24 protein-coding genes, 1 other RNA gene and 1 pseudogene are annotated in these 24,452 nt (G+C 50.0%); 6 read left to right on the top strand and 20 right to left on the bottom strand.

Features of this window, described 5'->3' with window-relative positions; genetic code table 11:
- Positions 1-3: 3 nt before the first annotated feature.
- The 15 genes from K0778_RS12065 to kbaZ all read right to left on the bottom strand — a co-directional run bounded on the left by K0778_RS12065 (position 4) and on the right by kbaZ (position 14,725).
- On the bottom strand, positions 4-2,520 hold the full coding sequence (locus tag K0778_RS12065) for a fimbria/pilus outer membrane usher protein (RefSeq protein ID WP_001355538.1): 2,517 nt from the start codon (positions 2,518-2,520) through the stop codon (positions 4-6).
- A gap of 28 nt (positions 2,521-2,548) precedes the next feature.
- A complete protein-coding gene (locus K0778_RS12060; RefSeq protein ID WP_000044775.1) occupies positions 2,549-3,244 on the bottom strand; it encodes a molecular chaperone in 696 nt (231 codons plus the stop codon).
- A gap of 79 nt (positions 3,245-3,323) precedes the next feature.
- Positions 3,324-3,908, bottom strand: a complete 585-nt coding sequence (locus K0778_RS12055) for a fimbrial protein (RefSeq protein ID WP_001045432.1) — start codon at positions 3,906-3,908, stop codon at positions 3,324-3,326.
- Positions 3,909-4,308: 400 nt separating this feature from the next.
- Positions 4,309-5,064, bottom strand: a complete 756-nt coding sequence (locus K0778_RS12050) for a galactosamine-6-phosphate isomerase (protein WP_001300536.1) — start codon at positions 5,062-5,064, stop codon at positions 4,309-4,311.
- Positions 5,065-5,856, bottom strand: a complete 792-nt coding sequence (gene agaD / locus K0778_RS12045; protein ID WP_021559526.1) for a PTS galactosamine transporter subunit IID — start codon at positions 5,854-5,856, stop codon at positions 5,065-5,067. It lies immediately after the preceding gene.
- Positions 5,846-6,649 (bottom strand): PTS galactosamine transporter subunit IIC, encoded by an 804-nt coding sequence (gene agaC / locus K0778_RS12040; protein ID WP_000544489.1) that lies wholly within the window; start codon positions 6,647-6,649, stop codon positions 5,846-5,848. The genes agaD and agaC overlap by 11 nt, the downstream gene beginning before the upstream one ends.
- Positions 6,650-6,687: 38 nt before the next feature.
- Positions 6,688-7,164: a PTS galactosamine transporter subunit IIB gene (gene agaB / locus K0778_RS12035; RefSeq protein WP_000203711.1), complete on the bottom strand. Its 477-nt coding sequence runs from the start codon at positions 7,162-7,164 to the stop codon at positions 6,688-6,690.
- A 166-nt stretch (positions 7,165-7,330) separates the two neighbouring features.
- Positions 7,331-8,191: a tagatose-bisphosphate aldolase subunit KbaY gene (gene kbaY / locus K0778_RS12030; protein WP_000022766.1), complete on the bottom strand. Its 861-nt coding sequence runs from the start codon at positions 8,189-8,191 to the stop codon at positions 7,331-7,333.
- Positions 8,192-8,203: 12 nt separating this feature from the next.
- The gene (locus K0778_RS12025) at positions 8,204-9,358 is read right to left on the bottom strand and encodes an AgaS family sugar isomerase (RefSeq protein ID WP_001114869.1); all 1,155 of its coding nucleotides are present in this window, start codon (positions 9,356-9,358) and stop codon (positions 8,204-8,206) included.
- A 350-nt stretch (positions 9,359-9,708) separates the two neighbouring features.
- Complete coding sequence (gene nagA, locus K0778_RS12020) at positions 9,709-10,842, bottom strand: N-acetylglucosamine-6-phosphate deacetylase (protein ID WP_001326623.1); 1,134 nt, start codon at positions 10,840-10,842, stop codon at positions 9,709-9,711.
- On the bottom strand, positions 10,839-11,273 hold the full coding sequence (agaF, locus tag K0778_RS12015) for a PTS galactosamine/N-acetylgalactosamine transporter subunit IIA (protein ID WP_000948824.1): 435 nt from the start codon (positions 11,271-11,273) through the stop codon (positions 10,839-10,841). Before agaF ends, nagA begins: the two co-directional genes overlap by 4 nt.
- A gap of 17 nt (positions 11,274-11,290) precedes the next feature.
- Entirely contained in the window at positions 11,291-12,169 is an 879-nt protein-coding gene (agaE, locus tag K0778_RS12010) for a PTS N-acetylgalactosamine transporter subunit IID (protein WP_001295548.1), read from the bottom strand.
- Positions 12,159-12,938 (bottom strand): PTS N-acetylgalactosamine transporter subunit IIC, encoded by a 780-nt coding sequence (gene agaW / locus K0778_RS12005; RefSeq protein WP_000406209.1) that lies wholly within the window; start codon positions 12,936-12,938, stop codon positions 12,159-12,161. The genes agaE and agaW overlap by 11 nt, the downstream gene beginning before the upstream one ends.
- Positions 12,939-12,948: 10 nt before the next feature.
- The gene (gene agaV, locus K0778_RS12000) at positions 12,949-13,422 is read right to left on the bottom strand and encodes a PTS N-acetylgalactosamine transporter subunit IIB (protein ID WP_001336162.1); all 474 of its coding nucleotides are present in this window, start codon (positions 13,420-13,422) and stop codon (positions 12,949-12,951) included.
- Between the two features lie 22 nt (positions 13,423-13,444).
- Positions 13,445-14,725 (bottom strand): tagatose-bisphosphate aldolase subunit KbaZ, encoded by a 1,281-nt coding sequence (gene kbaZ, locus K0778_RS11995; RefSeq protein WP_000681920.1) that lies wholly within the window; start codon positions 14,723-14,725, stop codon positions 13,445-13,447.
- Between the two features lie 248 nt (positions 14,726-14,973).
- Here kbaZ and agaR point away from each other — a divergent pair, with 248 nt between their 5' ends.
- Positions 14,974-15,783 carry an aga operon transcriptional regulator AgaR gene (gene agaR / locus K0778_RS11990; protein ID WP_000072187.1) on the top strand — a complete coding sequence of 270 codons (810 nt, stop codon included), beginning with the start codon at positions 14,974-14,976 and terminating at the stop codon, positions 15,781-15,783.
- Positions 15,784-15,837: 54 nt separating this feature from the next.
- Here agaR and yhaV read toward each other — a convergent pair whose 3' ends face one another.
- The 3 genes from yhaV to garD form a co-directional block, all read right to left on the bottom strand.
- Complete coding sequence (yhaV, locus tag K0778_RS11985; RefSeq protein ID WP_000347273.1) at positions 15,838-16,302, bottom strand: type II toxin-antitoxin system ribonuclease toxin YhaV; 465 nt, start codon at positions 16,300-16,302, stop codon at positions 15,838-15,840.
- Entirely contained in the window at positions 16,302-16,637 is a 336-nt protein-coding gene (prlF, locus tag K0778_RS11980) for a type II toxin-antitoxin system antitoxin PrlF (RefSeq protein WP_001307405.1), read from the bottom strand. The genes yhaV and prlF overlap by 1 nt, the downstream gene beginning before the upstream one ends.
- A 148-nt stretch (positions 16,638-16,785) precedes the next feature.
- A complete protein-coding gene (gene garD, locus K0778_RS11975) occupies positions 16,786-18,357 on the bottom strand; it encodes a galactarate dehydratase (protein WP_063084662.1) in 1,572 nt (523 codons plus the stop codon).
- A gap of 374 nt (positions 18,358-18,731) precedes the next feature.
- On the opposite strand from garD, the gene garP reads away from it, so the two are divergent.
- The 5 genes from garP (at position 18,732) to rnpB (ending at position 23,423) form a co-directional block, all read left to right on the top strand.
- Positions 18,732-20,066 (top strand): galactarate/glucarate/glycerate transporter GarP, encoded by a 1,335-nt coding sequence (gene garP / locus K0778_RS11970; protein ID WP_000599636.1) that lies wholly within the window; start codon positions 18,732-18,734, stop codon positions 20,064-20,066.
- Positions 20,067-20,081: 15 nt separating this feature from the next.
- A complete protein-coding gene (garL, locus tag K0778_RS11965) occupies positions 20,082-20,852 on the top strand; it encodes a 2-dehydro-3-deoxyglucarate aldolase (RefSeq protein WP_001058209.1) in 771 nt (256 codons plus the stop codon).
- 29 nt (positions 20,853-20,881) lie between these two features.
- Entirely contained in the window at positions 20,882-21,772 is an 891-nt protein-coding gene (gene garR / locus K0778_RS11960) for a 2-hydroxy-3-oxopropionate reductase (RefSeq protein ID WP_001303675.1), read from the top strand.
- A gap of 96 nt (positions 21,773-21,868) precedes the next feature.
- A complete protein-coding gene (gene garK / locus K0778_RS11955; protein WP_001300387.1) occupies positions 21,869-23,014 on the top strand; it encodes a glycerate 2-kinase in 1,146 nt (381 codons plus the stop codon).
- 32 nt (positions 23,015-23,046) lie between these two features.
- An RNA gene (rnpB, locus tag K0778_RS11950) (RNase P RNA component class A) lies at positions 23,047-23,423 on the top strand.
- Positions 23,424-24,036: 613 nt separating this feature from the next.
- On the opposite strand, the pseudogene K0778_RS11945 reads toward rnpB, so the two are convergent.
- Positions 24,037-24,333, bottom strand: a pseudogene (locus tag K0778_RS11945) (hypothetical protein); the annotation flags it as partial.
- Positions 24,334-24,349: 16 nt separating this feature from the next.
- Positions 24,350-24,452: IS1 family transposase (locus K0778_RS11940; RefSeq protein ID WP_000496773.1), on the bottom strand; the 103-nt coding region annotated here is incomplete at its 5' end.

The following is a 24,452-nucleotide window of genomic DNA, read 5'->3' as shown; positions in this document are numbered from 1 at the left end:
TCCTTAATGGCACTGCGCTGTGCCTTGTAATACAGAGGTTGTAGGTTCTGAATCCGGTGTACTGAAAGCAAACTGACATTGTTGATCTGCCTGATTTCCCCAGCGTACAGTCCAGCTTTGTGATTTACTCGATATCCCAGAGAGATATAGTATGCCGCCCTCATCGACGATACTTTGTTGCCCCGTATCATCGTTGCTGGCAAGAGCGCCAAAGGGCAACGGTTTACCGTTGCGATCGCTGACTGTAACAAGTACGCGATAACCGATATTGGCGTTGAAACGCGCCGCTACCATTGCACCTCTGTTGGGCACCACAAACTGTGTTGTTTGTTCAAGATCGACGTTATCGGGCAGCTGCGTAGTATCTACCGAGAGACGGTTTTCCTGATAAGTTGTGAGATAAGGAACCACTGCATAGCCAAAAGGATCGGTAGCAATCCCCGGATAGTTTTGTATCCTCACGCCAGATGCTCCGTTAGCATCGATAAGCGCAAAAGCGTTGCCCAGATATTGCGAGAGCGTCACGCCATGAGGATGGATAACCACGCCGCCGGTAACGCCGTAATTGTATTGGCTGCTGTCATTACCGTAGCTGTATCCGGCACTGAAGGTGCCATAAGGTGAACGGTAACTGGCGTTCAGGCTACTGTTATGGTTGTTATCGTCATCCAGACTTTGTTCCAGGCTATAGCTCAGGCGACCATCATCCAGCAGTGAGCCATCAAGACGCATTTCATGTTGGGTTGGGCGATCTTTCTGGCTGGTCATCTGATAGGAAACCCGGCTACGCGGTAACCAGCGTTCTAACGGAATACTGAGATTCAAAGAGAGTGCGCGGTCATTATTTTGATCAGTGTAGCGGCTGTATTGATAATTCAGGCTGTAACCAACTCCCCATTGCTGGCCGGAAACCCCAACAGAGATATTCCTGTTTTTATCGTTATTGCCCCAATAGTCTTGCTGCGAACCGGAGGCATACAGACTTACCCCATCAAATATTGTCTGGCTGATGTTGAATTGAATTTCACTTTTTTGGCGACTGTTATAGTCCCAATTGCGGGTATTGGCTTCATTAAAACTAAAATAGCCATCGTTGGTATAGCGATAGTAGCTGACAGCGATATTGGTGTTGGTTTCAGGGATATCTTTGATGTACTGCGTACGCCATTGATAGCCATGAAAAGAGTGCTGGTTATCGAATTGGGTGTCAGCTCTGTTGATATCCATCGACAACGCGCCCAGTGCGCCAAGTGTGCCGCCGATACCGATCCCCAGCGCATAATAATCTTCAGAACCGAGCAGGCCGCCATACAGCGTAAAAGTATTATTCAAACCATATATTGCCGTGGCTTCAGCAAATTCGGGTTCCTTGCTATCACTGTTTGCATCAGCGCGATAGCGTCCAGCGGTCGCGCTATACTTTAGATGCCCAGGTCGCTGCATCATGGGTAATGAAGAATAAGGCTGGATAAAGCGACGTTGTGTACCGTCACTTTCTTCAATCGTGACTTCTAAATCGCCGCTGTTGGAAGAGGGGTAGAGATCGTTAATTTCAAAGGCACCCGCTGACACGTTGCTTTGATAGATCACATAACCATTTTGCCTGATAGTCACGATTGCACTACTGTTTGCGATACCGCGTACCGTTGGGGCAAATCCGCGCTGGCTGTTTGGCAACATATTATCGTCGGAAGCGAGTTGCACGCCAGTAAAGGTGTAGCTGGAAAAAATACTGCCGCTGGTGGCGCTTTCTCCCAGAAGCAACTGAGACTTCAACGCCTTGATATCACGTTGTAAATAACTACTGATGGTATTCCAGCTTGATGTCTGATCGTTGCGTGTCCATGTGGAATAGTTGCGTAATCGCCAGGGGCCAAAATTAGCACCATTTTGCATATTCAGGTACTGTCGTTGGCTACGATTGCCCTGGCGGTAACGGTTATCAGAACCTGTAAACGAGTAGTTGGTAAACAGCGTTGGTATACCATCGTCCCAACGAGAAGGGGAGACGTAACCTCTTGCATCACGGTACAGTGCAATTTGGGGAATGCTCAAATTAAGTTGCTGATGATTGAAATCAAATTCAGCAGCTGTACCGGGAATGATTTGTTCAAGCGAGTTGATCACGCTATCGTCATCTTTTTCAGCCAGCGCCGGGATTTCATCCACCTTAATACCCAGCTCACGTAGTTGTTCTACCGTAAACTGTGGCTGCAGAAGTTGCTCTGCATTGGCGGTAAATGTAATTTTTTTCTGTGAAACCTTCTTTTTATTCAGCCAGATATCAACCTGATAAGTTCCTGGTAGTTGTGCATATTTTTTTGAAAAACGCGACAGATCGGTTGTTTGCATACCACTTTTTGTGGTTTCCAGCATAATGGGGTCGAAATAATACTCTTCGGCGTTAGCGGTAGTGCAAAGCATGCCGCTGCCAGTGAGCACCATCGGCAAACAACGTTTGATGATGAGCGCCAACTGTTTCGGTGTGCGTTTATGTCCCTGGTGGTGTCGTTGTGGCATTCCCTGATGACCTGTGTTTTTATATTTTTTATTGCAGTGGACGAGTTTCTGTCCCGGAACTGCCGCCATAATCATTGATCGCAGCCCATTTCACGTTCTTTCCGCCAGATGCAGGAAGTGGTAACTGTTTATGTTCTCCGGGCGCGATATATTCAATTTTGCTTGTGAGATCGGTTTTATCGACTGCCAGTCCGGCAAATACGACGTAATATTCAGTTGGGTTATATATATTGAGTGAATGGTCACTACGTTTAAATTCCAGTGATTTCCACGCATCGTTTACCCGTCCCTTCAGGTGTGCGGGGCGATAAAACATTTTGATCCGTGTTTTAAATACCAGCGTCAACTCGTTAGCATTAACATCATCTGATTTTTTCTTTGCTGGAATGGCACGAACATTAATGTAGAACAGCGACTCTTTATTTTCAGGCAGGTTATCAGCTGTTTTAATAATTCGCAGTGATGAGTCATCGCCAGCCTCAAGACGAAATAGCGGTGGGGTTATAATAAATGGGGCACGGCTTTTACCATCTATATTATCTACCCATGATTGCAGTAAATAAGGCGTTTCTGCGCCTTTGTTTGCGACAGGTAACGCAGCCTCTTTGCGGCTGGCATCATAGATCACTCGCGTTCGCTGTAAAACGATTCCTCCTGCAAGCGCCTGGCCAATACAGAAGCTACACAACAAGGTTAATATCACCGCGAATGTTCGTTTTGACATAGTTATTTTTCAACCTGATACAACGAGAAAGAGGAAGGAAAAGGGCGTTATCTGACAGGTCAGATAACGCCCTAACGTATTAACGGTAATCCAGCGTTACGTTAACGATAGCGTCTGCTTCCCCTGGGGTGATTTCTGATGGAACTACGGTTGATACGTAGTAAGCGATGAGGTCAACATTGACAATACCATTGGATTCCGCCGGGATCTGATAAACCGTGTTATCATTGCCCATAGCATTCAGTGGCATAATGTTTCCGCTTTCCGCATCGTCAATACGGATACCCACACCTGTTGCCGCTATGCCAGCAAAAGAGCCTACTTTTGCCAGATTAGGGAAGTTAGGGACGGTGCCATTATCTCGCGTTTCCAGCCATAGACGGAAAGACGCTTCAACGTTGCCGTTATCGTGCTCCCACCCAGTCATTGGGCAGTTAACTAAAGGAATAGTGAATGGAATTTTTGGGCTACGCTCGCCAATATTACGAAACTGTTCGGCATTATAGTGACCAAGAGCAACTTCAATTTTCTTATCAGAGTCATTGATTTCACAAGCGGATTTTAAAATCTCGCCATCAAAAACTATTTCACCATCGGTTGCAGCGGCATTACCTGCGAAAAGCGCAAGTAAGCCCGCAATAGCTGTTTTTGTAACTTTATTCATATATAACCTTATCCTTGTAACAAGTACATAATCATATTTAATGTGAATATATGTTCAATATCTTTAAAGATTATACAGGCAGAAATATTTCATTGAACATTAAATAGACTGAACTTTAAGATTATATTTATATGCAAATATTTGATATTTTCATTATATTGATATCAATTTTCTATGTATTCAAAAGAGTATAAATGCCTGACTTTGCTGCGCCAGGGGGCGAGTCAGAATACGAGGTGATTTATTAATAGAACAAGTTATATGTATATCTAAAATTAAATTGTTGAACATAACTCCTTTTGCTATCGGCGTTATGTTCAACCCAGTCAAATGTTATTTAATATAATGCGTGACTGTTACATAAGTTAATTTAAACATTTTGAGCAAATTTTTCATCTGGTTAGGTGTTAATTAAACAAATAAAGTTACTGTGCAGCCATAAAAATGAAGCCGGGATAGCGGTAGAGACTTTAGCCGTGAGAAAACGATCTGTCGCATCCTGCTTTCCTTCGCCAGTCACCAGTAACAAAACTTCGCGGGCATTGAGAATATCCTTCAGGCCTAAGGTGATCCCACGAGTCACGGGGCGACCCGCGGTTTTTAACATCTCATGTTGCTGTGTTCTGGCATCAAGTTGACTGATATGGCAGGCCGGTTGCAGGCTTTCTCCCGGTTCGTTCAGCCCAAGATGACCGTTTTTCCCCAATCCGAGAACGCATAAATCCAGACCGCCTTTGCGCGCAATCAGGTTCGTTACCCGTTCGCACTCTGTCTCATTTATCTCTTCGGAGCGAAAGCTGATGAGCTGGTCTTCACGTAGCCCCAGCGGCTGCACGATATGCTGTTGCAGGAAAGTTTCGCAGGTACCAGGCATCGTTAATGGCAGATCCACCCATTCGTCGAGCTTCACGAAGGTGAGCTGGCTGACATCAACCTGCTGCTGGTGGATTTTTTCTACCAGATAATGATACGTCAGTAATGGCGTGGCTCCGGTCGCCAGGCAAATCACGGCATCCGGTTTGCTACGGATCACGGCCAATAAATATTCGCTGGCACGTTCACTTAACGCCGTATAGTTTTCAACTTGCTGAAGGGTTTGCACAGGATGAAATTCCTTAAGTAAAGAGGCACCGCCAGACGCAGTGCCTCGTTCCATTTACAAAATGCCGAATGCGGAACAAACAATAGAGAGCACAAAAGTCACGCCGATTAACAGCACCGGATGCGCTTTTTTCACCCGCAGGAAGTAATACATCAGCAGGGTGTAGGCCATCGGTAAAATGTTCGGGAAGACTTTATCGAAGAAATCCTGCTGCAGCGCGACGCTGTGGGTACTGTCGATGGCAAACGATGTCACCACGTTAATATGCACATACGAAGCGATCAGCCCGCCGATTACCGTGATCCCGAGGATGGTTGCCGAACGGGCAATCATCTGCGAGTTCTCTCGCACTTTATCGATCGCCTTCACGCCGACTGAATAACCGACGTGGGTCCAGCCGACGCGCAGGAAAAAGATAAGCAGGTAAACGGCGAAAAATAGAATCGGCCCCAGCAGGTTTCCCTGGCTGGCAAATGATGAGCAAATTCCCGCCATAATCGGCAACAAAGTAAACCAGAAAATCGCATCGCCAATCCCGGCGATTGGGCCAAACAGTGCCACTTTGAGGCCTTTAATGGTGTCGCGGTTTTCTCCTTTTTCTTCCATCGAAATTAATAACCCCATCAGGAATCCGACCAGATTCGGGTGGGTATTAATAAATTCGAGGTTATCTTTCATCGCCGCGATTAAGCCCGGTTTGTCGTCCTTATAAATCTTTTTCAGGATCGGCAACATCGCCCAAGTAAAACCGCCCGCCTGCATCCTTTCGTAGTTAAAGCTCGCTTGCAGCAGCGACGAACGAAAGCCCAGACGGGTGATATCTTTTTTACTGATTTCAGATCCCATTGCTGTAGTCCTCTTCTTCATTTTTACTGGCAACGGGCTGCGGTTGCGCTTGCTGCCGGGATTTCGCATTGAAAAACTCATACACCGCAAAGCCTGCGCCCAGTACGGCAACCGGCAACAGGTTGCTGACCTGGATGTAGCAAACAAACAGGAAACCGGCGATCAGGTAAGGGATATATTGCGCTTTGAACATTACGCGCAGCAGCAAGCCAAAACCAACGGCAGGCAGAATACCGCCAGCCACTTCAAAGCCGTGGGTCAGCCAGGCGGGCATCGCTTTCACCAGCGCCTGCATCGCCCCCTGTGCCAGGTAAGTACAGAGGAAAGCAATCACCGCATACGCTGAAGCGACGATGAGCATCGTTGTCCAGTTAAGCCGGGAAAACGCTGCCGTATCCGCCTCTTTCGCGCATTTATCGGCTTTGGTCATAAATAATGAGAAAGCGGAATAGAAGAACAGAATGACGTACTGCATTAACAAACTAAACGGCAGGCCAAGACCAATTGCTGTTTTGGCATCAACGCCCGTAGACCATGCAATGACGGTGGTCATCAGACCCGCCATAATCGGGTTGGGCGGCTGAACACCACCTGCAGGGGTTAATCCGGCGAAAGCCAACTCTGTCAGACCACCGGTAATTAAGCCAGTCTGAATATCACCGAGAATAGCGCCAGTTAGGGTACAAACGATTATCGGGCGGAATAAAAATAAGGCTTCCAGCCAAAAATCAATCCCCAGAACAAAAACTAACGCCGCCAGGGATAATCCCTGAAGTAGGGTTATTTCATGCATTTTTATTACCTCAAACCAATATTAAGGCGATTTTAGATTTAGTCAGGGATTTGTTCTTTTTGATCGCCAGGGACGTCCTGAATGAAAACATTCACGCCACGTTGTTTAATAAAACGTAAGTCCGTGAGATCCTGGTCATCGACATAAACTTTACTGCTGATTTGCTTTTTCCCTTCCGAGAAATGCATATTGCCGACGTTGACATCTTTCAGGTCAATACCACCTTCTACCAATTTACGTACCGTTTGTGGCGTACGGCAAATCAGGAAGATCTTCTGATGTGGTGCAGCTTTGCCGATGACGTTAATGGTTTTTTCGATAGTAAAGAAACGAATGCCAAAGCCGTAGGTTTCCGCGGTAATACCCATTAATTTCTGTTGAATATCATCGTTAGCGACAACATCATCCACGACTACCAGCAGATTTGCACCGATGGTGGATGTCCAGGTCACGCCAACCTGACCGTGAACCAGACGGTTATCAATACGGGTTAAGAGAATATTTGGACTGGTCATTGTGTAATCCTCACCATAAAGTTGAATAATATAATTTTTTTAAATATATTATTGTTGCGATATTGTAGTGATGTATTTATTAAGGTTTAGTTATCTCCTTTTCCATTAAGGCACTCCCCGATATTAATCGGGAAGTACATTGGGATAAATCATAAAAAACTAATGATTATGCTGAAATTCGATTCGCTGAACCACAGACATTAATTTTATTTCTGACAACTTCTTTCATCGCATCCATTCCGACGCGCATATAATAACGAGGATCATTACCCTGCGGATTTTCCGCAAACCAGGCTTTAACCGCGCCAGCGAAGGCTATTTTTAATTCTGTGGCAACGTTCACTTTTGTGACGCCAAGTTCAATAGTGCGACGGACAAATTCATCCGGAACATCGCTGGCACCATGCAGCACCAGAGGAACATCCACCACTTCACGAATTTCCGCCAGCCGCTGGAAATCAATCTTCGGCGTTTTGCTGTATAAGCCGTGCGCCGTACCAATCGCTACCGCCAGGCTGTCGACGCCAGTCAGTTCGACAAAGCGTTTAGCTTCTTGTGGATCGGTCAGGAATGCACTTTCGGCGTCAACGCTCATGTCATCTTCAACACCGCCCAGGCGGCCCAGTTCTGCTTCCACGCTGCAATCTTGTGAGTGGCAGAAGTCAACAACCGATTTCACCAGCTTCACGTTCTCGGCAAACGGGAAGTGGCTGCCGTCGATCATCGCACTGCGCACACCTGCGTGGACTTTACGGCGAATATCATCCAGCGATTCGTGGTGGTCGAGATGCAGCGCCAGTGGCATGTTGTAGGTTGTGGAATAGGCGCTACACAGGGCGTAGATCTCTTCCAGCGCGATGTGTTTAAAGGTCCCCGGCGTTCCGGCGAGGATCACCGGCGATCGCATTTCACTGCACACTTCGAGGATCGCTTGGATCGTCTCGGCGTTATGAATGTTAAAAGCAGGCACCGCGTAGCCATTGGCCTGGGCGTCCTGTAACAGATATTTAGTGGAGATAATGCTCATAATGCGATCCTCTTATGCCTGCCACGGATGAATGATTACGCCTTGCACCACGCGGTTAACGGTGCCACTGGCTGATGGGGTATCCGGCGTATTGCCCATGTGCAGCGACTGCATCAGTGCAAACGTCTGGGCGTACATCAGGAAGCAAAATGCCTGCTCAACGTCGATAAAGTGACGTGACGGTGGCAGGATGATATGTGGACCGGCAGCGACGATGTCGCTGCTTTCCGCGGCGATGGCGATTACACGCATTGCCTGGTTGTCACGGCGAAGTTCAGCCAGCAGATCAAGATCATACTGACGGGTGTAAGGGTGGCTGGAGACAAATACCACCACCAGCGTTTCGTCATCGACCAGCGATTTTGGTCCATGACGGAATCCGGTTGGAGAATCATAAAAGGCCGCCAGTTTACCCGCCGTCAGTTCCAGCACTTTCAGCGCCGACTCGCGTGCTGCGCCCTGTAAGCCACCGCTACCGAGATAAACGATCCGTTTCCACGGTGCGTAACCAAACACACCTTCGCTGAAATCGCCCAGTGAGGTCAGGATCGCCTGGCAACGATCCGCCACGTCGCGGAAGGTTTGGCTGTTGATCGTCTCAGGTGCGAAAACCGCGAGGCAGCTGGCCATCATGGTGGTAATGCTGCTGGTCATCGCAAAGCCGCGATCGTGCGTTTCTGCGGGCATCAGCAGGGCAAACGCGTTATCGCTGTTGATCGCGTTTTGGTAAAGAGCGCCCGCTTCGTTGCAGGTGATCGGCAGGTGATAGCATTCCGGTACAAATTGATTTGCCAGTTCCACGGCTGCGACGCTTTCCGGGCTGTTGCCGGATCGACCGAAGGAGATCAACAGCAGCGGATGAGCTGGGTTCAGGTAGTCCATCGGATTGGTGACCAGATCGGTGGTCGGTACGGCGCTGAAGTTTTTACCGGTATGGCTGGCGAGCCACGGCGCGATGATGTCACCGATAAATGCCGACGTTCCGGCTCCGGTCAGGATGATCCGCAGATTCTCTTTGCGCAGTAACGGTTCAAGGAAGTTATTGAGCGCGGAACGTAGCGCGTCGATGTTGGTGAGTGAACGGATCCATGCGCGAGGCTGATGGCGGATCTCTTCTTCAGTCCATGTACCGGTTGCGGCGGCAGCAGGGGTGTAATTTTCTGGCATAACTCAATCCTTAGTCTGATGAACTTGACGTCGGGCGTTGTCGCTTTCACTTGCCTTTCGTTTCATTTCACTTGGTGATGTCTTTCGTTGATTAAAATCTATAGAAAAGAAATTGAAAGTTCAATGGAGAAAAAAGAAATAAAACGAAATTTGTGATCGTTGAAAGAAAAGATAAAGGAAGCAAAAGGGATTGCTGGATGCGGCGCAAACGCTTTATCCGGCCTTGCGGTCACCAACTGTAGGTCGGATAAGACGCGTTAGCGTCGCATCCGACACCGCTGCACAGATCAAAACGAAAGAAAAAGAAAGGCCTTACGGGGGAAGTGAAGGCCCAATAAAGGAGCAAACTATCAAAACGAAGCTAATTGACCCTGAATCCAGATTTGTTGCACATGTAGCCCGCTATCCAGCGCAACGACGCTGGCGCGTTTGCCCGGTTTAAGCGATCCCAGAACACCATCAACACCCAGCATTCGCGCCGGATGCAGCGACGCCATATGGATGGCTTCCGCAGGCGTTACGCCCGTCAACTCGACCATATTGCGCACTGCCGCATCAACAGACAGCGTACTGCCCGCCAGCCCACCAGACGCGGTACGGACAACGCCACCGTGCATCTGCACTTCTTCACCACATAACGTATAGCGACCATCCGGCATCCCAGCTGCCTGCATCGCGTCGGTGATCAGTACGATTCTCTCTTTCGCACAGCAACAACACAGCGACATTGCCGCCGGATGCACATGATGACCATCGGCTATCAGTTCCAGCCAGGCGCGCTTGTCCGTTAATCCCGCGCCAACCATTCCCGGTTCGCGGTGATGTAAACCTGTCATCCCGTTATAGCAATGCACCAGGCCGTCGGCACCAGCATCAAATGCGGCGCGGGTTTGTTGCCAGGTCGCCGCGCTATGCCCCAGCATCACCCTTACGTTTTGCTGTTTAAGATGGCGGATGGCCTGCAATGCCCCTTCTTTTTCCGGTGCCAGCGCTACCACACGTAAGGTGTGCTGAGAAACGGCAATCAACTGATCCAGCTCGGCAATTTCAAGCTCGCGAAACAACTCCGGCGGATGCGCGCCTTTATTCTGCGGCGTGAAGTACGGTCCTTCGAGATAACTCCCCAGCACTTGCGCACCAGGTCCGCCGCGTTGGCAACGTTGAGCAATACGTTTCAGCGCCGCATGAATGGTATTAAGCGGCGTGGTTACGGTGGTCGGTAACCAACTGCCGACACCTTCGCGTGCCTTGTGCATTGCCAGCTTGTCGAGTACATCCGGCGCGTCATCCATTACATCAACGCCCGCACCACCGTGTACATGGGTGTCGATGTAAGCAGGGCAGAGCAGTTCCGCATCGCGTTCAGTCACGCCCGCTGGAATCGGTTCGATTGCTGCGATGACACCGTCAGCAATACGCAACTGATGGTCATCGAGCCATCCCTCTTCAGTCAGCAGCCTTCTGGCGCGCAGAACGTGTGTCATATTCCTTCCTCGACCGGACATTCTTCATGGCAGCGGCCTAACTCGTCCACCAGACTGGTCAGCCCTCGGTGTCCACACTCCAGCGCCTGTACACGGAATTCTTCACCGCTTAACCCTTCGCGCTCCAGCACCATCTCCAGTAGCAGTTGCAAATTGGTGCCGGTGATCACTTCACAGCCCGGTTTTTGCATCGCCAGCGTTGAAGCTACGCGAAACGGCGTGCCGCCCAGCAAATCCGTCAGAAAAACAATGCCGTCTTCACAATCCAGTTGGGCGATGGCCTCTTCAAGCTGCGATGTAAGCAGCGCGGTGCTTGAGGTTTCCGGAAAATCGATGGCGATAAACTGCGATTGCTCACCGAGAATTTGCTTCATTGCTTTTTCCATGCCGCTGGCAAACCCGCCATGCCCTGTCAAAATAATACTTAACATCTAATACCTCATTGTATTTAAAGGAAATGGCAGAATTTACCGACGATGCCGAGAACCACGGTAACTGCAATCAGACGCAGCGGACTCCAGCCGCGGCGTACCAACCAAAACATGGTCAGGGTGTAGACCAACGGTAAGAAGGCCGGCATCAGTTTGTCGATAACATCAGCCTGTAACTTAACCACTGCGTCGCCCGCCGTGATTTCCAGCGTGGTGCTTAAACGAACATAGGTTGCCACCAGCGCACCGATTACCGTCATCCCAACGATAGACGCAGCATGGCCGACTTTTTTGGTATTCGCTTTAATCAGTGGAATCGCCGCCACGCCCATGCGGTAAGCATAATGCGCCAGACCAAAACGCAGCCCCAGGTGTACCACGTTGAACAGCACAATAAAGACGACTGCGCCAAGAATGGAGCCTTGTAATGCCAGACTGGCTCCAATCCCGCCACAAATCGGCAGTAGCGTTAGCCAGAACATTGCATCGCCAATCCCGCCAAGCGGCGCACCGACGGCAATTTTGGTGCTCTGAATACTGTTAACGTCCTGCTTAGAACGCTCCATCGCAAGGATAATGCCGATAACAAACGTCACCAGAAACGGATGGGTATTGAAGAAACCCATATGCCCCTTCATGGCGCGCGCCAGGTCGCGTTTATTAGTGTGGATCTTTTTCAGAGCAGGCAGCAGACCGTACAACCAGCCAGAAGCCTGCATACGTTCGTAGTTAAAAGACGCTTGTAACAGCATGGAACGCCAGGCGACGCGGTTGATATCTTTTTTCGTCAGCTCCGCGCCAATGCTCTGATCTTCATACACGTTTTCATTGACGCCAGTCAGCAATGTTTCTTCGTTTTCACTGACGTTCGGCAGGGTGGTTTGATTAGATGCCATCTTCAAATTCCTCTTTCTGTGCCGCAGGTTGAGTCGGTTCAGGAGATTTACGCAGCAAGTCGATCAGCGCCATCGCCAGCGCAGCGGCAGCAATAGCCAGCACTGGTAACTTGAGCCAGGCGGCGGCAACAAAGCCCAGGATGAAGTAGGGGATGTAGACGTTTTTCATCATGATTTTCAGCAGCACGGCAAAACCGATTGCTGGCATGATGCCGCCCGCGACGCCGAGGCCGTCGATTAATCGTTGCGGCAGGACATCAATGATGGTTTTTGCATGTTCCGCGCCGAAGTAGATAGGCAGGAAAGCGCAGAGAAAATAGAAAATGCCGAGTGCCAGCAGTGCCAGATAGTTCACGCGTTCAATGCCGCGAGTATCGGCGTTCTCCGCCATCCGGTCGCAGCGAGACATCACGCCGGACATCACCGAGAACAGGAAGGTAATCCCCATCTGTACTGCGACAGCGAAAGGTACGGCGACACCTACTGCGACATCGGGTTTCACGCCAGTAGTAATGGCAAACGCCGTGCCGACGATAGTACCGATAATCACGTTAGGCGGCTGTGCGCCCGCCAGCGGGGCCAGCCCCATCCACACCAGTTCCAGCGTACCGCCGGTTAAAATTCCGGTATGCAGATCGCCAAGTACCAGCCCGACCAACGGGCCGAGGACCACCGGGCGGTGCATATGGGTTAGGCCGTTAAACATATCCAGGCCAGCGATAAAGGCGATAATGCCCAACGCAAATGCCTGCAACAGGCTGATTTCCATGATGAATCCCTCAAAGTAATTTAAAGAGGTCCACAGCAGGCTCTGTCGGGACGCCCTGAACGAAGCATTCCACCCCAGCGGTTTTCAGGTCGTTAAATGCTGCGATATCGCCCGCATCCACAGAAACCGTTTTGGCGATTTGTTGTTTGCCATTGGCGTAGTGCATATTGCCAACGTTAATGCGATTCACCGGAACGCCACCTTTCACCAGCGTCAGGAAATCGGCGGGTGTTTTACAAACCAGCAGGATTTTCTGTCGATCGGCGGCGCGATGAATGTTGTCGATAACTTTTTGCAGCGTCCAGAAACGTACGGCGATCCCTTCTGCCAGTACCATTTCCATCAGGTTTTGTTGTACCGGATCTTCGGCAACCTCATCGTTGGCTACCAGCACCAGATTTGCCCCCGCAAATCCGACCCATTGAACGCCGACCTGACCGTGAATCAAGCGTTCATCAATCCGGCTTAAAACAATATTTGGCATAGCGTGTTCCTCTTTGTTTTGCTTATTGGCCTTCACAGGCTGTGTGGTACTGCGCCAGGATGTCCTGAATATGGTTGATAATGAGTTCCCGTGGCGTTGGCTGCAGCTCGCCGGAGCGAACTTTCACGTACTGCAGCGGCAGATACTGGCTGATCAGCGGCAGCGGAATTGGTGAATCCGCCAGATTACGTACCAGATGAGCGAAAGCGTCATCAATCTGGCTGTCCGGCCAGTAATAGCGCACGCGATCCGAGTAGCTATAACCACGCGCCAGACGACGCGCGTTGCCGTCACCGTGGTAGTGGCTTTGCCAGTATTCCGGGCGGTCGAGCATCACGTCTTCCAGCACCTGACGCAGACCAGAACAGGCTTTCGCTGGCACCAGTTCTTCTTCAATCGCCGCCAGAGAGAACAGAGCTTCACGCAGGGCGAAGGTCAGCGCTGGGCCAACTTTCAGAATGGCAAAGTGGTCAATCACCAGCTGGCGCAGCGATTGCGGCGTTTGATAATCGGTAGAGTGCGCTTCGAAAATCAGCGTTTCGTAGTTTTCGACCATCTGGCTTAAGGCGCTCGCTTTGGCGGGCTGATAATCAATAACGTTGGTGTGATCGAATTCGACGCCGGGTTGAACCACCAGGGCAATGATGCGTGGCCAGATGGCATTCAAACCTTGCTTTTCAAAGGCGTGACGATGGGCTTCCAGCGTGGCGCGGGCGGCATCCGGCGTGGTGACCGCCAGCTCGCTTAAGGTTTCATGCGCGCCGCCAGGTACCGGCACTTCGGTACCAATGACATACTCCAGATCGGCTTCGCCAAAGTGTTCAAGACAGGTTTCTTCCGCCACTTTCGCCAGACGGGCGGCGCGTTCAGCCACGATGTCATCAGTTAAGGGAATCGGATCGTCCTGACAGGACATGCTGCAATCAAGGTGGATTTTTTTGAATCCTGCCGCAACGTAGCTTTTAATCAAATCATCGGCATTGGCCATTGCCTGAGCGGCCGGCAGGTTTTGCCAGCGGTTTGGCCCCAGATGGTCACCACCCAGAATCAACGCATCCTGCGGGAAATTCAACGAGTCGGCGAGCTGACAAACAAAGCCGCGAAAATCGGCGGGCGTCATTCCGGTATAACCGCCGAATTGGTCTACCTGATTGGAGGTTGCTTCAATCAGTAACGGCGTTTGGTTTGCACTGGCGTAGCGGATTGCAGCCTCCAGCACCAGCGGATGTGCGGAACAAACGGCATAAATTCCATTTGTTTTGCCCGCTTTGTGCTGTCTCACCATTTCTGTCAGATGTTTCACTTTCCTCTCCAGTTCAGATTACTGCGATATTAATCTTTCGTTTTGTTTCAGTTGATACTGCGTCATGGTGAGATAAAAATAAAACGAAAGATAATAGTTTTCTGATCTGATTCACAAAAGAAACATAATGAAAGTCACTGAAACGAGAGTAGCTTGCGTCAATGGGCAAGGTGGGCTTGCATTTGCTTAATAGAAAGGCGTTAATAGGCAAAACGAAATGAAACGAAAGTTTTACGAAAGGACTTACTATGAGTAATACCGACGCTTCAGGTGAGAAGCGAGTGACTGGCACCAGCGAGCGACGAGAACAGATCATTCAGCGTCTGCGACAGCAAGGGAGTGTGCAGGTTAACGATCTGTCGGCATTGTATGGCGTATCTACTGTGACGATCCGCAACGATCTGGCGTTTCTGGAAAAGCAGGGGATCGCTGTGCGTGCCTATGGTGGCGCGTTGATCTGCGATAGCACGACGCCGTCAGTCGAGCCATCAGTGGAAGATAAAAGCGCACTGAACACCGCGATGAAACGCAGCGTTGCGAAAGCTGCCGTTGAGTTGATTCAGCCAGGTCATCGGGTTATCCTCGATTCCGGGACCACCACTTTTGAGATTGCTCGTCTGATGCGCAAGCACACTGACGTAATTGCGATGACCAACGGTATGAACGTGGCTAATGCGTTGCTGGAAGCGGAAGGCGTTGAGCTGCTGATGACCGGCGGGCATTTGCGCCGTCAGTCGCAATCTTTTTACGGCGATCAGGCTGAGCAATCGCTGCAAAATTACCACTTCGATATGCTGTTTCTTGGTGTAGATGCGATCGATCTGGAGCGCGGCGTCAGCACACATAATGAAGATGAAGCTCGTTTAAACCGTCGGATGTGCGAAGTTGCGGAACGGATCATCGTGGTCACCGATTCCAGTAAGTTCAATCGTTCCAGTTTACATAAGATCATTGATACTCAACGTATCGACATGATCATTGTTGATGAAGGCATTCCTGCGGATAGCCTGGAAGGACTGCGAAAGGCTGGGGTTGAAGTGATTCTGGTCGGGGAGTGAGAAAGGATGCCCGCTGGTCAACACGAATGCGTTCGGCGGGCATTGTGAACACCATCAATGGGTTTCTTCTGTTTCTCGGGTGAGGGTTTCCCAGTCGGCAGGAGGATGTCCTCTTTTTAACATTTTGCTGAATACGGTATAGGCATCTGTTTTTTTACCGTAGGTGCGCAGAGTGTTTTCATCGTTCATCCATCCCAGAATGATGACTTTCTCTTTTTCACTATAACGAAAGAAGAGACGATAACGACCAGCACCAAATTTTACCCGTGACCAGTCTTTATTTTTCCCAGAGCCTAACGACTTGCCATGACGGAATGCCGGTGATGATGGATTGACCGTGATATGCTCCTCAATCACTTTATGGACTACCGCCAATAACTTTGTGGCGGCTTTTCTCTGATAATTTTCAGGATCTTTTCCCTTTAATGTCTCGACTTCGGCAACTAAAGCGTCGTAGGTTTCCTGAAAACAGGGATGAGCATATAGCGCCCAACCATTAACCCTTTGTGGAAAATCCATTATTCGTCGTCGCCAATCTCATCATCAATGTTGACGTCCATGCCAGCGACAAGTTTCTTTCCTTGTTGAATGTTGAATGGACGAGTTTTTTGCGGGTTGTTCTGGATATCTGCATCCAGAAAACGCAAAAATGCATTCATAGTATGATCCTCCTGTTCATCTCCCAGTCGGCACATAAATACTTGCCCACCAGGCAGAATTTCGTAATGAATGCTGTCCTGGCCTGGCTTCAGTTTTAAGGCCTCACGCACTGGCGCGGGGATAGTTGTTTGTCCGCGTATCGTGACCTTTGATTCAGTGGTCAGTACAGCGTGAGAGCGAGCATTAGCGGGCATGATTCACTGTCCTTTTACAGCCTGTTTTCTGCTCAAATTATAAGCTTGAACTAAGGTAATGCAAATGCATTATTAATGGACGTGGGGGCTTTAAACAATAAAAACATGGCACTAAGGCCATGTTTTGCGAGGGACGTTCCAAAAGAAATCAGGTCACCGGTGCCGGGTTAAACACCGCCAGCTGGTTATGCAGCCCCCATTGATCCGAGAAGGTTTTCTTCTTCCCGCTGGCGACGTCGAGAATAAAGTGGAACAACTTCCAGCCCACCTCTTCAATAGTTTCTTCGCCGGTAGCGATGGTGCCCGCATTAATATCCATTAAATCAAACCAGCGGTTCGCCAGCTCGGTGCGGGTTGCCATTTTAATGACGGGTACCGCCATCAGGCCGTACGGCGTACCACGACCGGTCGTAAACACTTGCACTGTGATACCCGAAGCCACCTGTTGCGTGCCACAGACAAAATCGCTGGCTGGCGTCGCGGCGTAAATTAATCCGCGTTTAGTCGGGCGTTGACCGGGCGACAGCACTTCAACAATTACGCTTTTACCCGATTTAGCAATGGAGCCGAGTGCCTTCTCTACCACGTTTGCCAGACCGCCTTTCTTGTTGCCCGGCGAAGGGTTGGCGCTGCGGTCGGTTTTTCCCATATTGAGATAGTTATCGTACCACTCCATCTCCTCCAGCAGCCGTTTGCCGACCTCTTCGTTCACTGCGCGTGGTGTCAGCAGATGGATCGCGTCACGCACTTCCGTTACTTCTGAAAACATCACCGTTGCGCCGCAGCGCACCAGTAGATCAGACGCATAGCCAACCGCCGGGTTTGCCGTTACACCAGAAAACGCATCGCTGCCACCGCACTGCATACCAACGACCAGTTCTGAAGCCGGGCAGGTTTCTCGCTGCCGTTGATTCAGTTTTTGTAGATGGCGTTCGGCGATCTGCAAAATATCCTCGACCATGGACTGAAAACCGACATGCTTTTCATCCTGCAAACTGACAATGCTGGCGCTTTCTACTGGAATAGCTTGCACATCATCCGTTCCAGTCAGCAGGCGCTCAGGCTGCAACTTTTCACAACCCAGGCCAATCACCATTACTTCGCCGCCAAAGTTAGGATTCAGCGAAATATTGTGAATGGTACGGATAGGTACAACTGCCGCCGGTGCGTTAATCGCCACGCCACAACCGTACAAATGATTCAGCCCCACCACGCCATCGACGTTCGGGTATTTCGGTAGCAGATCGCGTTCAATGATTTTTACTACATAGTCCACCACGCCTGCCACACAGTGGACGCTGGTGGTGATACCGAGCAGGTTTTTGGTGCCCACGCTGCCATCGGCATTGCGATAGCCCTCAAAGGTGTATCCTTCCAGCGGCGGTAAGGGTTCCGGGACTTTGGTTGCCAGTGGCAGCGTGTGTAACGGCGGCGCTTCCGGTAGTACAACCATTGATTCGTCGATCCAGCTTCCGCGTGGGATTGCACGCACGGCGTAACCAATCACTTCGCCATAACGAATAATTTCACCATTAGCCGGAATGTCCAGCAATGCGACTTTATGCCCCTGGGGAATATGTTCAATTAATTCCAGCCCATCCGGAAAACGCGTTCCTGCTTTCAGGCCATTATCATTAACAATAATTGCCACATTATCTGTGTCGTGAACTTTTATATAAAACGCAGTTGGCGTTTCTTGTCTGATTTCGATGTTGGCCATTGTGCAATATTCTCCAGCCAGGGGTTATTAAAATGAGGACCTGGTCTCATTTAAAAATAAATGACTTCATTGGGTGAAATAAGAATGTCAGGAGTTTAAACGCAGAAATGTGATCAATGTCAATCATTTCAGGGGTTGCAGTGCCGCCCGGTAAGGTAAAGCGCAAATCTGTGCTTTAGCGCGCAACCTTATGTGCATATGCTCAAAATAATATTTAAATAGTATTAATTAAATTAGCATTTGCACAATGATTATTATTCTCGCGCTGCTTATACTAATTCCCGAGTTCATTGTCGTTACGGCATAAATGAAACTCATAAATAACACCTTCCCCATAATAATAAAAATCAGCATAAGTACCCGAGGTAAATAAAATGATTCTGGACACCGTTGACGAAAAAAAGAAAGGCGTGCATACCCGCTATTTAATATTACTGATTATTTTTATTGTTACCGCCGTTAACTACGCCGATCGTGCAACGCTGTCTATTGCTGGTACCGAAGTGGCAAAAGAGTTGCAGTTAAGTGCGGTTTCGATGGGTTACATCTTCTCCGCTTTTGGCTGGGCCTACTTGCTGATGCAAATCCCCGGCGGCTGGCTGCTTGATAAGTTTGGCTCGAAAAAAGTTTACACCTACAGCCTCTTTTTCTGGTCGCTATTCACCTTCCTGCAAGGCTTTGTTGATATGTTCCCGCTGGCCTGGGCAGGGATCTCCATGTTCTTTATGCGCTTTATGCTCGGCTTCTCGGAAGCGCCATCATTCCCGGCGAACGCCCGAATTGTCGCCGCCTGGTTCCCGACGAAAGAACGTGGTACTGCCTCCGCCATCTTTAACTCGGCGCAATATTTCTCGCTGGCGCTCTTTTCGCCGCTGCTTGGCTGGCTGACTTTCGCCTGGGGCTGGGAGCACGTCTTTACCGTTATGGGGGTGATTGGTTTTGTGCTGACGGCGCTGTGGATCAAGTTGATTCATAACCCGACAGATCACCCACGTATGTCTGCGGAAGAGCTGAAGTTTATCTCTGAAAATGGCGCGGTGGTCGATATGGACCACAAAAAGCCGGGCAGTGCGGCAGCAAGCGGACCCAAACTGCATTACATCAAGCAATTGCTCTCTAACCGCATGATGCTGGGCGTATTTTTCGGACAATATTTTATCAACACCATCACCTGGTTCTTCCTCACCTGGTTCCCGATTTATCTGGTGCAGGAAAAAGGCATGTCGATTCTGAAAGTGGGTCTGGTCGCCTCGATTCCAGCACTGTGTGGTTTTGCGGGCGGCGTGCTGGGAGGTGTCTTCTCGGATTATCTGATCAAACGCGGTTTATCCCTGACCCTGGCACGTAAGCTACCGATTGTGCTGGGAATGTTGCTGGCTTCCACCATCATCTTATGTAACTACACCAACAACACCACGCTGGTGGTCATGCTGATGGCGCTGGCTTTCTTTGGCAAAGGATTTGGTGCGCTGGGCTGGCCGGTGATTTCTGACACCGCGCCGAAAGAGATTGTTGGCCTCTGCGGCGGCGTCTTTAACGTCTTTGGCAATGTTGCCTCCATTGTCACTCCACTGGTGATTGGCTACCTGGTAAGTGAACTGCACTCCTTCAATGCAGCACTGGTTTTCGTGGGATGTTCAGCGCTGATGGCGATGGTCTGCTACCTCTTCGTAGTTGGCGACATTAAACGTATGGAATTGCAGAAATAAGCAAAGGTATAAGCGATGAATAACGATGTTTTCCCGAATAAATTCAAAGCCGCACTGGCTGCGAAACAGGTACAAATTGGTTGCTGGTCAGCACTCTCTAACCCGATTAGCACTGAAGTTCTTGGTTTGGCTGGGTTTGACTGGCTGGTGCTGGATGGCGAACATGCGCCAAACGATATCTCCACGTTTATTCCGCAGTTAATGGCCTTGAAAGGCAGCGCCAGCGCGCCAGTAGTGCGAGTGCCGACCAACGAGCCGGTAATTATTAAGCGTCTTCTGGATATCGGTTTCTATAACTTCCTGATTCCTTTTGTAGAAACAAAAGAGGAAGCAGAGCTGGCGGTGGCATCAACCCGTTACCCACCGGAAGGCATTCGCGGCGTCTCCGTTTCTCACCGCGCCAATATGTTTGGCACCGTGGCGGATTATTTCGCTCAGTCGAACAAGAACATCACTATTCTGGTCCAGATAGAAAGTCAGCAGGGCGTAGATAACGTCGATGCCATTGCCGCTACCGAAGGCGTAGACGGCATCTTCGTCGGCCCCAGCGATCTGGCCGCGGCATTAGGCCATCTCGGCAATGCATCACACCCGGATGTACAAAAAGCAATTCAGCACATTTTTAACCGTGCCAGCGCGCACGGCAAACCCAGCGGTATCCTCGCGCCGGTCGAAGCCGATGCGCGTCGTTATCTGGAATGGGGCGCGACGTTTGTGGCTGTCGGCAGCGATCTCGGCGTCTTCCGCTCTGCCACTCAGAAACTGGCTGATACCTTTAAAAAATAACCACCACCGCAACAAGAGAGATGATTGATATGACTATGAAAGTTGGTTTTATTGGCCTGGGGATTATGGGTAAACCAATGAGTAAAAACCTTCTGAAAGCAGGTTACTCGCTGGTGGTTGCTGACCGTAACCCAGAAGCTATTGCTGACGTGATTGCTGCAGGTGCAGAAACAGCGTCTACGGCTAAAGCGATCGCTGAACAGTGCGACGTCATCATAACCATGCTGCCAAACTCCCCTCATGTGAAAGAGGTGGCGCTGGGTGAGAATGGCATTATTGAAGGCGCGAAGCCAGGTACGGTATTGATCGATATGAGTTCTATCGCACCGCTGGCAAGCCGTGAAATCAGCGAAGCGCTGAAAGCGAAAGGCATTGATATGCTGGATGCTCCGGTGAGCGGCGGTGAACCGAAAGCCATCGACGGTACGCTGTCAGTGATGGTGGGCGGCGACAAGGCTATTTTCGACAAATACTATGATTTGATGAAAGCGATGGCGGGTTCCGTGGTGCATACCGGGGAAATCGGTGCAGGTAACGTCACCAAACTGGCAAATCAGGTCATTGTGGCGCTGAATATTGCCGCGATGTCAGAAGCGTTAACGCTGGCAACTAAAGCGGGCGTTAACCCGGACCTGGTTTATCAGGCAATTCGCGGTGGACTGGCGGGCAGTACCGTGCTGGATGCCAAAGCGCCGATGGTGATGGACCGCAACTTCAAGCCGGGCTTCCGTATTGATCTGCATATTAAGGATCTGGCGAATGCGCTGGATACTTCTCACGGCGTCGGCGCACAACTGCCGCTCACAGCTGCGGTTATGGAGATGATGCAGGCACTGCGAGCAGATGGTTTAGGAACGGCGGATCATAGCGCCCTGGCGTGCTACTACGAAAAACTGGCGAAAGTCGAAGTTACTCGTTAATGACGTCGTGCCCGGATGGCGTATTGCAATCCGGGCCTGGAATCCAGGCCGAATAAGAGAAACGCCCTCCGGCGTCATGTGGTAACAGGCATAGGTATGAAAATCGTAATCGCCCCAGACTCTTATAAAGAAAGTTTATCTGCCAGCGAGGTTGCGCAGGCGATAGAAAAAGGATTTCGGGAAATTTTTCCTGATGCACAGTACGTTTCTGTTCCGGTTGCCGACGGTGGCGAAGGAACGGTGGAAGCGATGATTGCAGCCACCCAGGGGGCTGAACGTCACGCCTGGGTTACAGGGCCGCTGGGCGAGAAAGTGAATGCCAGTTGGGGGATCTCCGGCGATGGCAAAACCGCGTTTATTGAAATGGCGGCGGCCAGTGGGCTGGAGCTGGTACCTGCGGAAAAACGCGATCCACTCGTGACCACTTCACGCGGCACAGGCGAGTTAATCCTGCAGGCGCTGGAGAGCGGTGCGACAAACATTATTATCGGCATTGGCGGCAGCGCTACAAATGATGGCGGCGCAGGCATGGTACAGGCGCTGGGGGCGAAATTATGCGACGCCAACGGCAATGAAATTGGTTTTGGCGGCGGTAGTCTTAATACTCTGAATGATATTGATATTTCCGGCCTCGATCCGCGCTTAAAAGATTGCGTCATTCGCGTCGCTTGTGATGTCACCAATCCGCTGGTGGGCGATAACGGCGCATCGCGCATCTTTGGCCCACAAAAGGGAGCCAGTGAAGCGATGATTGTTGAGCTGGACAATAACCTCTCTCACTATGCCGAGGTCATTAAAAAAGCGCTGCATGTTGATGTGAAAGATGTCCCCGGTGCAGGAGCTGCGGGTGGTATGGGCGCGGCGCTAATGGCGTTTCTTGGTGCGGAACTGAAAAGTGGTATTGAAATCGTCACTACGGCGCTGAATCTGGAGGAACATATTCACGATTGTACGCTGGTGATCACCGGTGAAGGGCGTATTGACAGCCAGAGTATTCACGGGAAGGTACCGATTGGTGTCGCAAACGTGGCGAAGAAGTACCATAAACCGGTGATTGGCATTGCGGGTAGCCTGACCGATGATGTTGGCGTTGTACATCAGCATGGCATTGATGCGGTCTTCAGCGTATTGACCAGCATAGGTACGTTGGACGAAGCATTCCGCGGGGCTTATGACAATATCTGCCGTGCTTCACGTAATATCGCCGCGACACTGGCGATTGGAATGCGCAACGCGGGGTGACAAGGGCGCGCAAACCCTCTATACTGCGCGCCGAAGCTGACCAGACAGTCGCCGCTTCGTCGTCGTCCTCTTCGGGGGAGACGGGCGGAGGGGAGGAAAGTCCGGGCTCCATAGGGCAGGGTGCCAGGTAACGCCTGGGGGGGAAACCCACGACCAGTGCAACAGAGAGCAAACCGCCGATGGCCCGCGCAAGCGGGATCAGGTAAGGGTGAAAGGGTGCGGTAAGAGCGCACCGCGCGGCTGGTAACAGTCCGTGGCACGGTAAACTCCACCCGGAGCAAGGCCAAATAGGGGTTCATAAGGTACGGCCCGTACTGAACCCGGGTAGGCTGCTTGAGCCAGTGAGCGATTGCTGGCCTAGATGAATGACTGTCCACGACAGAACCCGGCTTATCGGTCAGTTTCACCTGATTTACGTAAAAACCCGCTTCGGCGGGTTTTTGCTTTTGGAGGGGCAGAAAGATGAATGACTGTCCACGACGCTATACCCAAAAGAAAGCGGCTTATCGGTCAGTTTCACCTGGTTTACGTAAAAACCCGCTTCGGCGGGTTTTTGCTTTTGGAGGGGCAGAAAGATGAATGACTGTCCACGACACTATACCCAAAAGAAAGCGGCTTATCGGTCAGTTTCACCTGTTTTACGTAAAAACCCGCTTCGGCGGGTTTTTACTTTTGGAGGGGCAGAAAGATGAATGACTGTCCACGACACTATACCCAAAAGAAAGCGGCTTATCGGTCAGTTTTACCTGATGTACGTAATAAACCGTTCCGGCGGGTTTCAGATTGTTGAGTGCGCTTTATTCATGCCGGATGCGGCGTGAACGCCTTATCCTGCCTACAAAAGCACGCAAATTCAATATATTGCAGAGATGGCGTAGGCCTGATAAGCGTAGCGCATCAGGCATTTTTGCGGTTGCCATCAGTTTCAAACCCGCGTCAGTGAGTTTTTGCTTTTGGTGCACAGGGTAAGATGAATAAATATCTACGGTATTAATAATAGACTTTGTAAGAAGTTATTAAGTCTATATTGCATTTAAAAGGTCGTAATCATACGTATAGTCCTCTCTGGTAAAATATTGCTTCTCTGAGTTATATGCTTCATATGTGTTATATTCCCCGACCTCAAAGCCATTGTCCGGAGAATTTTCGTCTTTCTCGAGGGTATTATCTGAAAGTAACTCTTCTGAGCTAGAGTCTTCTATGTTTAAATCCATAGTATAATTAATTTGGGGGACGACCAGATAAGCATTTTCTTTGATATTTTCATAATCTTCAATGATTATATCGATGTAATCATATATTTTTTCTGATGAGAATTCTGGTAATGACTCCAACTTACTGATAGTGTTTTATGTTCAGATAATGCCCGATGACCTTGTCATGCAGCTCCACCGATTTTGAGAACGACAGTGACTTCCGTCCCAGCCTTGCCAGATGT

Source organism: Escherichia sp. XD33, assembly GCF_019375075.1.
Classification (GTDB): Bacteria; Pseudomonadota; Gammaproteobacteria; order Enterobacterales; family Enterobacteriaceae; genus Enterobacter; species Enterobacter flexneri_A.
This window is presented reverse-complemented; position numbering and strand designations above follow the sequence as displayed.

Excerpts from the sequence above, each read along its gene's own strand:
- garR (WP_001303675.1), top strand. The coding sequence starts at position 20,882 with ATGACTATGAAAGTTGGTTTTATTGGCCTGGGGATTATGGGTAAACCA.
- prlF (WP_001307405.1), bottom strand. The coding sequence starts at position 16,637 with ATGCCCGCTAATGCTCGCTCTCACGCTGTACTGACCACTGAATCAAAG.
- agaE (WP_001295548.1), bottom strand. The coding sequence starts at position 12,169 with ATGGCATCTAATCAAACCACCCTGCCGAACGTCAGTGAAAACGAAGAA.
- K0778_RS12055 (WP_001045432.1), bottom strand. The coding sequence starts at position 3,908 with ATGAATAAAGTTACAAAAACAGCTATTGCGGGCTTACTTGCGCTTTTC.
- garK (WP_001300387.1), top strand. The coding sequence starts at position 21,869 with ATGAAAATCGTAATCGCCCCAGACTCTTATAAAGAAAGTTTATCTGCC.
- K0778_RS12065 (WP_001355538.1), bottom strand. The coding sequence starts at position 2,520 with ATGCCACAACGACACCACCAGGGACATAAACGCACACCGAAACAGTTG.
- agaR (WP_000072187.1), top strand. The coding sequence starts at position 14,974 with ATGAGTAATACCGACGCTTCAGGTGAGAAGCGAGTGACTGGCACCAGC.
- agaW (WP_000406209.1), bottom strand. The coding sequence starts at position 12,938 with ATGGAAATCAGCCTGTTGCAGGCATTTGCGTTGGGCATTATCGCCTTT.
- nagA (WP_001326623.1), bottom strand. The coding sequence starts at position 10,842 with ATGACACACGTTCTGCGCGCCAGAAGGCTGCTGACTGAAGAGGGATGG.
- agaC (WP_000544489.1), bottom strand. The coding sequence starts at position 6,649 with ATGCATGAAATAACCCTACTTCAGGGATTATCCCTGGCGGCGTTAGTT.
- K0778_RS12060 (WP_000044775.1), bottom strand. The coding sequence starts at position 3,244 with ATGTCAAAACGAACATTCGCGGTGATATTAACCTTGTTGTGTAGCTTC.
- K0778_RS12050 (WP_001300536.1), bottom strand. The coding sequence starts at position 5,064 with ATGGAACGAGGCACTGCGTCTGGCGGTGCCTCTTTACTTAAGGAATTT.
- agaB (WP_000203711.1), bottom strand. The coding sequence starts at position 7,164 with ATGACCAGTCCAAATATTCTCTTAACCCGTATTGATAACCGTCTGGTT.
- agaF (WP_000948824.1), bottom strand. The coding sequence starts at position 11,273 with ATGTTAAGTATTATTTTGACAGGGCATGGCGGGTTTGCCAGCGGCATG.
- kbaY (WP_000022766.1), bottom strand. The coding sequence starts at position 8,191 with ATGAGCATTATCTCCACTAAATATCTGTTACAGGACGCCCAGGCCAAT.
- garD (WP_063084662.1), bottom strand. The coding sequence starts at position 18,357 with ATGGCCAACATCGAAATCAGACAAGAAACGCCAACTGCGTTTTATATA.
- agaV (WP_001336162.1), bottom strand. The coding sequence starts at position 13,422 with ATGCCAAATATTGTTTTAAGCCGGATTGATGAACGCTTGATTCACGGT.
- garP (WP_000599636.1), top strand. The coding sequence starts at position 18,732 with ATGATTCTGGACACCGTTGACGAAAAAAAGAAAGGCGTGCATACCCGC.
- K0778_RS12025 (WP_001114869.1), bottom strand. The coding sequence starts at position 9,358 with ATGCCAGAAAATTACACCCCTGCTGCCGCCGCAACCGGTACATGGACT.
- agaD (WP_021559526.1), bottom strand. The coding sequence starts at position 5,856 with ATGGGATCTGAAATCAGTAAAAAAGATATCACCCGTCTGGGCTTTCGT.
- garL (WP_001058209.1), top strand. The coding sequence starts at position 20,082 with ATGAATAACGATGTTTTCCCGAATAAATTCAAAGCCGCACTGGCTGCG.
- yhaV (WP_000347273.1), bottom strand. The coding sequence starts at position 16,302 with ATGGATTTTCCACAAAGGGTTAATGGTTGGGCGCTATATGCTCATCCC.